The organism is Kordiimonas pumila, assembly GCF_015240255.1.
Taxonomy (GTDB): Bacteria; Pseudomonadota; Alphaproteobacteria; order Sphingomonadales; family Kordiimonadaceae; genus Kordiimonas; species Kordiimonas pumila.
In genome coordinates, this window is the sequence record NZ_CP061205.1 from 3,923,884 (window position 1) to 3,936,759 (window position 12,876).

The 12,876-nt window shown below is 48.4% G+C and carries 8 protein-coding genes; 3 read left to right on the top strand and 5 right to left on the bottom strand.

The genetic code is table 11. The annotated features are described in order from the left end of the window. Positions 1 to 46 precede the first annotated feature (46 nt). From ICL80_RS17485 to ICL80_RS17505, 5 genes are all read right to left on the bottom strand, one after another. Positions 47 to 1,024: a dipeptide epimerase gene (locus tag ICL80_RS17485; protein WP_194214006.1), complete on the bottom strand. Its 978-nt coding sequence runs from the start codon at positions 1,022 to 1,024 to the stop codon at positions 47 to 49. Between the two features lie 213 nt (positions 1,025 to 1,237). Beyond that, on the bottom strand, positions 1,238 to 3,472 hold the full coding sequence (locus tag ICL80_RS17490) for a TonB-dependent receptor (protein WP_194214007.1): 2,235 nt from the start codon (positions 3,470 to 3,472) through the stop codon (positions 1,238 to 1,240). A 44-nt stretch (positions 3,473 to 3,516) separates the two neighbouring features. Continuing rightward, complete coding sequence (locus ICL80_RS17495; RefSeq protein ID WP_194214008.1) at positions 3,517 to 5,130, bottom strand: N-acyl-D-amino-acid deacylase family protein; 1,614 nt, start codon at positions 5,128 to 5,130, stop codon at positions 3,517 to 3,519. Between the two features lie 366 nt (positions 5,131 to 5,496). Beyond that, entirely contained in the window at positions 5,497 to 6,186 is a 690-nt protein-coding gene (locus tag ICL80_RS17500; protein ID WP_194214009.1) for a helix-turn-helix domain-containing protein, read from the bottom strand. A gap of 173 nt (positions 6,187 to 6,359) precedes the next feature. After that, positions 6,360 to 7,460: a YkvI family membrane protein gene (locus tag ICL80_RS17505; RefSeq protein ID WP_194214010.1), complete on the bottom strand. Its 1,101-nt coding sequence runs from the start codon at positions 7,458 to 7,460 to the stop codon at positions 6,360 to 6,362. A 210-nt stretch (positions 7,461 to 7,670) separates the two neighbouring features. Here ICL80_RS17505 and ICL80_RS17510 point away from each other — a divergent pair, with 210 nt between their 5' ends. The 3 genes from ICL80_RS17510 (at position 7,671) to ICL80_RS18310 (ending at position 12,832) form a co-directional block, all read left to right on the top strand. Next, positions 7,671 to 11,072 carry an indolepyruvate ferredoxin oxidoreductase family protein gene (locus ICL80_RS17510; protein WP_194214011.1) on the top strand — a complete coding sequence of 1,134 codons (3,402 nt, stop codon included), beginning with the start codon at positions 7,671 to 7,673 and terminating at the stop codon, positions 11,070 to 11,072. Positions 11,073 to 11,124: 52 nt separating this feature from the next. Beyond that, entirely contained in the window at positions 11,125 to 12,294 is a 1,170-nt protein-coding gene (locus ICL80_RS17515; protein WP_194214012.1) for an NAD(P)/FAD-dependent oxidoreductase, read from the top strand. Positions 12,295 to 12,649: 355 nt separating this feature from the next. Next, complete coding sequence (locus tag ICL80_RS18310; RefSeq protein ID WP_392389812.1) at positions 12,650 to 12,832, top strand: DDE-type integrase/transposase/recombinase; 183 nt, start codon at positions 12,650 to 12,652, stop codon at positions 12,830 to 12,832. Positions 12,833 to 12,876: the final 44 nt, after the last annotated feature.

A 12,876-nucleotide genomic window follows, 5' to 3' on the forward strand; every position in this document is an offset into this window, starting at 1 on the left:
CCTTTTGCCGACACCCTAAAATGGCTACTTTATTTGAGCGAAATGCCTATCCCCACAAATCTTTTGTTGGCAGGCCAACGACGCCGCCGTCCCCATATTCCAGCGCATTATCAATGTCCTTAGTCAGAAATACCGGCCCATCGATATCGACAAATTGACAGTATTGACCCAGCACATAAGCTGGCGCCATCGACAGCGACGACCCAGACATATTACCCACCATCAAACCCTTGCCATCCCGTTTTGCCAGCTTCACAAGCTCAAGCCCTTCCGTCAGGCCTCCACACTTATCCAGCTTGATATTAATGACATCATAGCGCCTTGCCGCGGTTTCATATTCCGCAAGGCTCAAACAGGATTCGTCAGCGCCAAGCGGTACATCTGATATATAATCTTCAAGGTCTTCATCAGCGCCCCTAGGCAGAGGTTGCTCAATCATGGCAACACCCAGCTTTTTCATAACAGGGGCATATTCTTTCAGTTCATCAAAGCTCCAGCCCTGATTAACGTCGATAATAAGCTTGGCCTCTGGCCGGGCGGCTCGGACAGCCGCAAGACGCGTAACCGGATCATCCCCACTCAATTTAACCTTAAGATTTGGGTATTTTGCGAGCCCCACAGCTGCTGCTGCCATTTCTTTTGGCCCATCAATACCCAGCGTTGCCACTGACGTTAGAATATGAGGGGTTACCCCCAAAAGCCCCCAGATAGATTTGCCCGCACGCTTTGCTTCCAAATCCCACATGGCACAATCAAGCGCATTTCGCGCACCTCCTGCTGGTAGAAAATCTTGGATATCAGCGCGGGTCGTCTTTGGACCAATTTTATCAGCAATATTAGCCAGCTGCGCAGTCATGCCGTCCGGCATATCGTCAGTATAATAAACACCAACGCCCTCGCCGCGCCCCTGAAACACACCATCACAAAGCGTTACACGCACAGTATCCGCTACTGTAAAAGTATAGCCGGTGATAGTGAACGCAAACCTGAAAGGAAACGGGATTCTCTCTATCTTAATCTTCATGTATCAAAACTCATTTTATTCAGCATTCAAGGAAACCAACCCTCAGGATGACTGTTATTTTGTGTGCCGTTTATATTTTGGTGCCCGCATACAAGTGCAGGTTCCAGCCCAAGGACGGGCCTGACAATCAAGGTGCCGACATTAACCCCGGCACAGCAGCGTTTCAGAGAGCACCATGCCCCAAAGGAAAACCTTCAGGGCATGGTCCTTTAACTAGAAGTCGACGTTGAAATTCACGCCGATTGTACGGGGCCGTTCAAAGACCCCCGTTGATGTTCCGCCTACAGAAACAGCATAGTCCGTACGGCCAATAAGCGAACGGGTATTAAAGAGGTTATTTGCATAGAGACCAATTGACAGATTATCTTTCGAAATTGAAAAGTTCATATCCGCAACAAGTCGACTGTCATTTTGGGATGGACGAGAAAAATACTCTTCTCCCGCTGGGTTAGAAAAGGCTGTTTCAAATTCACCCACATACCGAAGGCCACCGCCAATATTGGCCATCCACTCGGATGCGACATCAAAGCCATAATCCGCCTGAACAGACCATGTCCATTTTGGCACATTCGGAACCAAGTCACCTTCTGCACCACCAAACAGTGGCTCATCAGCGTTCAAGGTGCTTTTCGAATAAGCGAAATTGGTGCTCATTGTAAAGTTGGCAACAGGCCGGATAATGAAGGCACCTTCAAATCCGTGACCGCTCACACCGTCCGCCGCGTTACCACCGACGGAAACACCGTTTATGCTAACTGCGGTTTGAAATTTTGACCAATCAATTTTCCATAATGCCAAGTCGTAGCTGAACATATTATCGGCCAATGACCCTTTTGCACCAATCTCATAACTCCAAACAGAATCTGATTCCATGAAGGGTGGGGCAAGATTATCCCCTGTAATAGGATCAACTGCCGGCAAGGAACTTGAACGAGGGCGGTATCCGCTCGCAACACGTGTATAAATTGATATTTCCTCTGCGGGGCGATACCGCGCTGAAAACAAATAAGTATCCACGGTACTGTTAGAAGAGGGAAGTATCTCATTTGATTCCCCCACCAAAACGCCCGATCCACCCGCAACAAGATCTACACTGTTGTGACTTAGTCGCATCCCTGCAGTCACATCAAAATTATCGGAGATATAATAAGTTACATCAGCGAAAGCCGCATATTCCTCGTACTTAGACGGAAAGCCAACATTAGCAAGATTCAAGGCAGGTGTCGCTTGAAGCGATTGGAAATTCTCAGTATCTTCATTAGTGTAATAAAGACCTGCAATCCATTCAAATGCCCCCATACGCTCAGATGTCAAACGCACTTCCTGGACATATTTTTTTGAACTGGCCGCACTGGTAAAATCAACCGCTGTTGTGGTCCCAGGTGCCCGTCCGTCAAGCAGGTCTGCCAAATCAGCAAAAAGAGCCGTATAGTCATTAACGCCGGCGACTTCATATTTCACATAACTTGTTGTGGAAGAAGCCTCCCCCCATCCCAAATCATAACTAATTGAGCCGGTTGCAATTTCATAATCGATAGAATTATCACCAACCGCATCAATGGTTGCATAGTCACCAACCAGCCCTTCATCCGTCGTTGGGCCAGCAAGATAAACAGCGCCCAACAATGGGTAGTCCGTTTTCTGCTTAAGATACTTTAACCGGATCTCTAATGCTTCGGTTGGCTTAAAGATCACATCCGCGGCGTAACCATAAACCTCAGCACCATCTACATCTTCTGTCACATCACCTGTGCCAAGGTCGGCATAATCAACATACCCACCAATGTCACGGTAGAAGCTAGACAGTGTCAAACCCAGCTTGCCTTCAACTATTGGCATGCTCACACGCCCGTTATAGGTCTGGCTCCATTCACCATCCTTTGTCGTAGAGGCATCAGCACCAGCAGACGCCCTGAACTCCTCCAATGCAGGATCACGGGATATATAACGCATCATCCCGCCAACAGACGTCGCGCCGTAAAGCGTGCCTTGCGGGCCCTTAATAATCTCGATCCGTTCGATATCCATCAGCATGGCATCAAAGAAAACACTGCTGCCCTTTGCAAAGCCAGTACTTGTGGACACTGGCGTGTCATCAAGATAAACACCAAAAACAGGAGTTTCCTGTGATTGCGACACACCACGAGCCGTAACACTGCCTTGACCAATAACACCTTGATCCGAGTATGAAACGCCTGCCGTATAATCAAAAATAGCGCCAACACCCTTAAAGCCCTTAACCGTAAAGTCACTTGGGTCTATAGCTGTTACCGCTGCGGGAACATCCTGCAGGTTTTGTTCACGGCGACCTGCCGTTACGACAATTTCTTCAAACACAAAGTCATTACCTGAACCAGTGCTTTGTGCATAAAGCGCTGGTGCACTGGTTATGGCTATTGATGACACTGCCCCTAGCAGTGCGTATTTACGCATAATGTTCTTTGACATTATTTCCTCCCTCATGTGGTTTTCAGTTGGTGTAATATTGATAGTCACGGGCAATCGTTTGCAGGTGGGTTTTTCACAAGGCCTCTACCAGAAAGAATTCCTGTCGGTTCCCCATTTTCTAGTTCAATTTTCCCATTAACAATCACATGCTGAACGCCTGTGGAAAGTAATGTGGATTCCTTATAGGTAGCGATCGGCTGATATGATTTTGTGTCGATAACGACAATGTCTGCAAAGTATCCTGGCTTAAGATAGCCACGGCCCTTAAGGCCTAAAGTATCTGCAACGAACCCGCTTGATCTATGAACAAATTGCTCTGGTGTAAGGGTTTTTTCACCTACAACATAGTTGGTCCACAGTCTCGGATAACTGGCATATCCACGTGGGTGCCCACCGTCTGCGCCCCCATCACTTGACGTCATGACCCAAGGCTCTGGCATAACTTTTTTAATATCTGTTTCCTCCATCACAAACACCGCAATAGAGACCTCTGCGCTATGCTTTAGGATACGAATACTGGCATCAACTGCATCCACGGCCCACATGGCGGCTATATCCGAAAGAAACATGCCCACAATTTCAGGCTGTGCGGGCACGTCACTAATCATGATTTTATCAGCCAGCCTGTATACCAGCGCGCTATCTGCCTTAATTTTTGCGACATCCGCAGCGTTTTCAAAGCGCTTCAACATCGCATTTCGGCCACCGTCCTGAACCCACCGCGGCATTGCAACCGAGACAAGCCCGGTATTTGCGGCAGACCAAGGATATTGATCCGCGGTTACGGCTTGGCCATTTGCGCGTGCCTCTTCAATAAGGCTAATAAGCTGGCCAATAGTTTCGCCGCTTGGGTCAGACAGCCCGGTTACCTTGATATGTGCGATATGAAGAGGGGCGCCACTTTCTTCACCAATCCGAATGGCTTCTTTCAAAGATTTATAGACACCGACTGAGCTATTCCCTTCATCCCTTTGGTGAGTATCGTAAATACCGCCACGTTTTCCTGCCTCTTTCGCTAATGCGATCACCTCGTTAATTGATGCATAGCTTTGGGGTGCATAGAAAAGGCCTGTAGAAAAACCCAGTGCTCCGTCACACATGCCGTTAGCCACCAGTTCTTTCATTTTCTGTAATTCATCCGGGGTTGGGGATTTATCATACTCCCCCAAGACACTCATTCTAACAGGGCCAAACCCAACATAACTGGCAAAATTCTGGCCAACACCTTGACGTTCGGCTGTGGCCCTTTGCTCTTTGATAGCAAGGCTCCCTGAGCCATCAACACCGATGATGCTTGTAGTAACACCCTGCTTAAGTTGCCTCAGGACTAACCTATCCTGAGGGGAATCGGACGCAATCTCAGGGTCAATATGTGTATGGGGATCAACAAAACCCGGTGCGACCATCATACCTGTTGCATCAAGCGTTTTTACTGCTTTCAAATGAGCTGCCGACGCATTTCCGATAAAAACTATTTTATCATCCACTATGCCTATATCTGTAATTTTTGATGGCTCAAGGTCACCTGTGAAAACAGCACCGCCTGAGATAAGCAAGTCTAGTTTTTGAGTTTCCTCTGCCCAGCCCGAAGAACTGAAACAGCCCACACCCAAAAGAACTAAACCTGTAAATTTTCTCGCCAGTCGATTTCTATTCATGAGGCCCAACCTTGCATGTGGAAATGAATGTCCCTGATCCGCCGCCGACGCGATTGGGTCAGAAATCTTATAATATAAAATATTTCTTTATGTGCAAGTTTTTCTTTTTAGAAAAATTATTAGCGTCATGAGAATAAAATAGTGAGGGATGAATATTAAGGCACCAGCTTGGCCTTCATTAAAAACACTCATCTTCCATCCGCCATGCCTTCCAGAAGCAGTTGCAAGGCAATTACCGGGGTGCAGGGCGGAGAGGGGCAACAAGAGCAGATGCACAGACAGGGCCACACGCATGGCTGGGTACGGACATGCGGCCTTCACATTTGCGAAGGCATTAAAAATGTCGCTTATAGGTACCTATTAAATTTATGATGACGTTTTGGTGCGTCGCTTGGTTTTGCCCGCTTCGGCCGTATCTACCTGCAGGGTTTTGTTGCCAAAAAAATTACCCCCGTCAGAACCCGTGGTCGTGCAAATGGAGAGGATACGGCACGGCTCATCACCCACGGCAATATAAGCGTGGCGCATGCTGCTATCAAAATAAATTGAATCGCCCACTTCAAGTTTTGCGGGTGTATAGATTTCAGTATGGAGCTCCAGCGTTCCCTGAAGAACATAAACAAATTCCTCACCCGGGTGGCTGAAAAATTCACCATATTTTGTAATATCTTTTTGAAATACTTCGCCAAAGATTGGCGCGAGCTTTTTATACAGTAACTCACTCGCCAGATACAGATAATTGCCCTGTGCGGTTTCAATGGCACGCCCCTCGCTCGCCCGAGTAATACTCCGGCGCGTGGCGCCGTCCACGCGTGGCATCAGATCATTTGGCGCCGCGAATAGCTCCGAAATATCCACATCAAGGGCCTCACTTACAAGAATAAGCTTGTCAAAGGTCAATGCTATTTTGTCATTTTCTAGTTTGGAAATACTGGACAGAGGCAGGCCCGTTTTCAGACTGACATCCGCAATTGTCATGCCTTTTTTTTTTCTGAGCGCTTTGAGGGTAGCGCCAGGCCTAGTAAGCATGCGGCCTTTTCTATTGTTTTCAGTCATATTTTCCCCCTGTTATCTGGTTCCAAACTGCAAATTCAAATGCCGCCTGATAGCACACATCGCACCCATAAATTTCAAATATAGTAAAACTTCAACCCTTTTATGACATTGGTACTCGGAATAATCTATCGTCAAATAAGCAGAAAAGAGGCTGGCTACAGTGGGTGGTCCGGTCAATCCGCCTCTGGATGAAGCACCCGCCAAAGCCCAACCGTCACGAGGGGCGCTAGGAAAATAGCCAAAAATACATAAGCAAGGAAGCTGTAACCCTGAGCAATCAGGGCAACCAAGCCAAAATGTCCGGCAACAAAAATGGACAAAACCAAGACCGTGAGCGTTATGCCAAGGCGTGCAAACTTTGAAAGATCTCGGGTCGTTTTTTCATGATACGACTTAGCAATACGTTCGTTAATTGCATGCACGCCGCCAACCCCACTTTCAAGAAGAGCCGCAAAAATCATCGCCTGAAATATATACCTAAATACAGGCATATTCAGGCGGTCCAGCAAAAAGTCGGAAGGGAGCCGTTCGTTACCGATTTCAGGATAGAAAGCGACCATAGCAATAAAAAACAGGATGGCGGGCACCATAGCGAGCGGCCCTGCAATCAGCCCTGCTTGTACAGCGTCCTTCTTACTGCGCATATGCCGAATGATCGGCAATATTGTTACTGCGCCAACAACATTATACCCGGCGTATGTCATGCCACCCAAGGCCCAGCCGTCTGTGCTTGGCTGACCCTCAAAAGCCATTGCAATCTGGTGCCCGAAACTGCTGACCGAAAGCACAATAAAAACCGCATACGTCACATACAGAAAATATGAGACATATTTGAAAAGATGCTCGACCGAGTCATTCCCAAACATGGCAAACATTGTGATTGAGCCCATAAGCAGCAGCGCGCCCAAAAGGGTCGGCCAATTAAATAAGGCGCTACCAATTTCCCCTGCCGCAGCGGCAAACACAGCAAGCGTGACCATCAGAGCGAGAAAGTATGCCGCCTCAAATAAGGGCCATAAGGGCCCAAGGAGCTTTTTAAAAAACGAGCGATAATCATAACTATTTGTTTGGTGCGCGAATGAAAAAGTCACCGCGCAGATACAGCTCCAGATTAACATGGCAAGCACGAGACCATAAAGTCCACCCAAAGGGCCACTGCCAAGAAAGAATGTTACAAGCTCGCGGCCTGTCGCATATCCCCCTCCAATAACGACGGCTTTAAAAGCAAGGCCCGGCAATATGATGCGCCGGAACCAATCTGATTCTGTTTTCATAATTTGATCAATGCTTAATACTCGGTGTTATCGAAAAGACGCGAAATGAGGGTCGCCCTTATATTTTCCCATATCATTTACACAGGCCAGCATTGATAGCAAAATATATTTCTTAAATTGAATAATTTTCTAATATGGAATATTTTCTTTATTGCAGACCACAATCATGATAGATCATGACCAACACTTAAAAAATATTACAGAGAAAATATGACAGAGATTTTCCCCATATCACTGAATGACAAATATCGCTTGGAAGGTGACCGTGCGTTACTGAACGGGTGCCAAGCCCTCGTTCGCTTACCCCTACTTCAGCGTGCGCTGGACCAGCGTAAAGGCCTCAATACAGCAGGTTACATTAGCGGCTACAGAGGGTCACCGCTTGGGGGATATGATGTTGAACTATGGAAAGCCTCCGCTGAGCTTGAACAGAACAATATCATTTTTCAACCCGCCGTGAATGAAGACCTTGCCCTTACTGCAGTGTTTGGGACCCAACAACTAGATTTCATTCCCGACAAAACTGTCGATGGCGTATTTTCCTTCTGGTACGGTAAAGGGCCGGGCGTTGATCGTTCCGGTGACGCTATCAAACACGCTAATTTGCACGGCACCTCTTCCCGTGGGGGCGTTGTTCTCTTGTACGGTGATGATCATACTGGAAAATCATCTACGACAGCGCACCAAAGCGATTTAACTTTAGCAAGCTGGGGCGTACCGACGCTGTATCCATCATCCGTCGATGAGATACTAGAAATGGGGTTAGCTGCGGTTGCCATGTCCCGCTATACCGGACTTCTGGTTGGCTTGAAGTTAGTTAATGAAACGGTTGAAACCACCTCTGTGCTGGATCTTTCCTTACCTGAAGACCCAATTGTACCAGATTATCCTTTGCCAGAAGACGGCGTAAATATCCGGCAGGAAGTTCAGGCATTGCAACAGCAAGATGCCCGGATTACCCGTTCCAAATTGCCCATGGCTCAGGCTTTTTCTCATGCAAATAACCTCGATCGCATCACTTTTGGGGCAGAGAGCCCCCGCTTCCTGATAGCGACAACAGGCAAGGCATACACAGATGTCCTCGAGGCGATCTCGCAACTGAGCATTGATGAGCCCACTGCCAAAAGTTTGGGCATTGGGGTTTACAAGATTGCCCTGATTTTCCCGTTGGACCCTGCGGGGCTGGCTGAAGCCTCCCGCGCGGCAGAGGAAATCTTCTTTGTCGAGGAGAAGCGGGCTCATGCAGAAACTCAGGCAAAAACGCTCTTATTCAATCAAGAAAAAAGACCCCGTATCACGGGCAAAGCAGATGCTGCTGGCCTTCCTTTGCTACCTGCAGACTTCGGCCTTGACCCTATCACTGTTGCTGTTGCCATTGCAGCACGTTTAAGCGCGGCCATGCCGGACATCGAAGCGCTACATCCTGGTTTTAAGGGCCGAGTTATCGAGCTCCGCTCGTTACTTGCTTCAAAAAATGTAAAAATTCCCCCAGCAGTAAGGCGCCCAGCTTTTTGCCCGGGCTGCCCGCACAATACATCCACCAAGGTGCCCGCGGGGTCCGTTGGATCAACTGGTATCGGATGCCACGGCATGGTTATGTTCCAACCTGAGCGCAGTCCTATGATAATGGGGCACATGGGGGCGGAAGGGGCCAACTGGATTGGCCTTTCGAACTTTACCGAAACCAAGCATATTTTCCAAAACTTAGGGGATGGTACCTATAATCATTCCGGATCATTAGCCATTCGGGCCGCAGTGCAGGCATCAACAAATATCACTTATAAAATTTTATATAATGATGCTGTCGCCATGACAGGGGGCCAGCCCGTTGAGGGCGGCCTAACCGTGTCACAGATTGTGCAACAGGTTCAGGCTGAAGGTGTTACCTCGGTAACTGTTTTATCTGAAAATCCTGACCGCTTCAGCAAGGAACCACTGCCCACAGGAACGACGCTCAGACATAGGGACGATCTGGATCTGGTGCAAAAGGCACTGCGCCAACAAATCGGCGTTAGCATTTTAATATATGATCAGGTCTGCGCTGCTGAAAAACGGCGACGACGCAAGACTGGCCTGTTTGATGACCCTGATAAACGAATTTATATCAATTCGCATGTCTGCGAAGGGTGCGGCGACTGTTCCTTGCAGTCTAACTGCTTGGCCATCCAGCCACTAGAAACCGAGATTGGCCGAAAAAGGAAAATTGACCAGTCCGCTTGCAACAAAGATTTCTCATGCATCAAGGGGTTTTGCCCGTCCTTTGTCGCCCTAGAGGGTGCCCGCATTCGCAAGTCTGCTGGCAAAAAAAATGCTGCCGACGTCACCCCCCCAGCACTTCGGGACTTAGGAAACGGTTTTGATATGGTTCTCGCCGGTATCGGCGGCACGGGCGTCGTAACCATTGGGGCAATTCTTGCTATGGCGGCTCGCATAGAGGGCCTTGATGCACATGTCTTTGACATGACAGGGCTAAGCCAAAAAGGCGGCGCTGTCTTTAGCCACCTACGGCTAAGGCCAAAAGGCGGCGCCCTAGTACCAGCCCGTGTGGGTGCGGGTGATGCGGACATGATCCTTGCGTGTGACATGGTCGCTGCCGTGCACCCAGAAGTTCTATCTACAGTTTCAAAGAAAACACTGGTTGTTGGGAATAACAATATAGCAGCAACAGCCAATTTTCAGCAAAATCGGGATCAAAGTGTCTCACCTACAATGCTTGAAGAAAACCTTTCTCAGGCGGCGGGTACAAAACCATTCATGATCCCTGCAAACAAAATCGCTCTAGATGCATGTGGCGATACAATTTTTGCAAATATTGTTGCCCTTGGGGTTGCTTGGCAGTCAGGAAAAATCCCGCTTTCCCTGGCATCAATCAATGAAGCAATCAAATTAAACGGCCGGTCAGTCGAAGCTAATCAAAGAGCATTCAATGCAGGACGAGGGGCCTTTAACGCAGTAGTAACCGATGAGCCGCTTCCCCTGGCACTGAATGAATTCATTGCCAACAGGGTTAATGATCTCACTGCCTTTTGGAATGAAGCCTATGCCGAGCGCTACGCCTCCTTAATGGCAACCGTCCTTAGCGCGACCGAGGGTGCCGAAGGTGGTGACTTTAGATGGGCAGTCGCCCGCTCAGCCTATAAATTAATGGCTTACAAAGACGAGTATGAAGTTGCGCGGCTATATACTGATAAGCGGTTTTTGGCTGATTTAAATCAACAGTTTGACACTATAAAAAGCATCAAGCTCCACCTTTCCCCGCCGCTCTTGGCCCGCATTAACCCAGCAACTGGGCACCCCCGCAAAATTGCTGTGGGCGGATGGATTTTACCTGTATTTCGATGTTTGGCAAAATTACGCGGCCTGCGTGAAGGGCCCTTTGATATTTTCTCGCTTTCAAGTGAACGACGCCTAGAGCGTGCGCTACGTGATACTTATATCCGTACGATCGAAGCCCTGTTGCCAAGCCTTGCAAACGAAAAACCGGAAGATGCACTTGATATGGCGCGCGCGCCAATGAATGTGAGAGGGTTTGGTCATGTGAAAAAGCCACATGCAGAAGCTCTCTTGATCAAGTTAAATGAAAAGCTCCAAAGCCTGCAATGCCCCCGCTAGGTGTGATGTTGACAGTCTATGGTTTGAATTTTGTGATTTATTAGGATGCGTTATGATTTCTGAGTATGATTTTGTGGTTATCGGTGGTGGAATTGCCGGTGTTTCTGTTGCAGCACAGCTGTCTGAGAAAAGCTCAGTCAGGTTACTAGAGATGGAAGATCAACCCGGATACCATTCAACAGGGCGCTCTGCCGCTCTCTTTATTGAATCCTATGGCAACAACATGGTGCGGGCCCTGACAAGAGCCAGCCGTAAGGCTTTTTATAATCCACCGGAAAACTTTACTGCCGTTCAGTTGGTAAAACCGCGTCAAATTTTAATCACCGCCAGTCCGGGAAAAGCAGAATTATTAGACACGTTTAAAGAGACATTAGAAGCAGATGATATAGTCGAATATAAATCACCTGAAGAAGCCGCTGCTCTTTGCCCTATCCTAAAAGCTGAAAAATTTGCAGGGGCCCTCTTAAACAGCACACCTGCGGATATAGAAGTGCATGAACTGCAGCAAGCTTATCTGCGAATATTGAAAAAAAATGACGGGGTTATCTCACTGCAAAGCCACATTTTGGATATTCAGCGTGATCAAGGTGGATGGGCTATAACCATGCCCACCAATGAGGTTATCCGCACGAGCATGGTCATTAATGCGGCGGGTGCGTGGGCTGGCGAGCTTGGCATGAAGGTGGGCGCTTTTGATATTGGCCTTCACCCATTAAAGCGCAGTGCATGTCTTGTGAACGCCCCAACCGGGTTCGACATAAATGCATGGCCCATGGTAGCGGACGTAGAAGAAGAATTCTACATTAAGCCTGACGCAGGTATGTTGTTGATTTCACCTTCCGATGAAACCTTAACCAAACCATGTGATGCACAACCAGATGAATTAGATATTGCAATCGCTATTGATCGGATTGAGCAAGTAACCACCCTACAAATACGGCGGATCGCGCATAAATGGGCTGGTTTACGTTCATTTGTTGCTGATTCATCGCCAGTGGTTGGGTTTGACCCTATCCAGCCCGGCTTCTTTTGGCTGGCAGCACTTGGTGGCTTTGGGGTTCAAACAGCACCCGCACTCAGTAAAGTTGCCGCATCGCTTGCACAAGGTAACCCGCTTGATTCTGAACTGCTAGATTTTGGCATAGACGTAGCCTCAATCGCGCCCGGAAGGACGTATCAACCCTTATCAGACACCCCTACGATTGGTGTTGCTCGGTTATAAGTACTATTTGCTACATATAAGAATGGCCAGTTTAATGGCGGATATCAGGCTTCGGCCCCAATATAGTACCGACAAACCCTATCCCACCGCCCTTACACCCACTTGCGGTCCCATGCGCCTGTAAGCGAGGGCTTCGGGTGTGTCAACGGTGTCGCTGCCTGCAAGGTCTGCGATGGTGCTGACAACCGGTAATGACCCACCGCTTGTGCATTCAGCGTGCTAGCATTTTGGTTTGGCTGCCGACCGTGCGCCTTGCCTCTTCCGCGAGACCTGAATCCGGCGCGCAACAGCAGCAGAGCTTTATCCTATACGCCCCACGACAATTGGGGAACATATCCTCAGGAGGCGTATAAAACTGGAACTATCACGGGCAGACTTTACTTACCAGAAGGTGATTGGGTGGGACTGGTTCTATCTATCGACTGTGACGGATGACTACAGTCGCTATATCGTTTGCTGGAAGCTTTGCATCAACATATCCTCAAAGGACGCTGCCGATACACTGCAGAAAATACAGGGCTGGATCAGGCTGAAGTAGAGACCAAGGCTGCCCAGCGACAATGGTTCGAGTTATGTATCCTC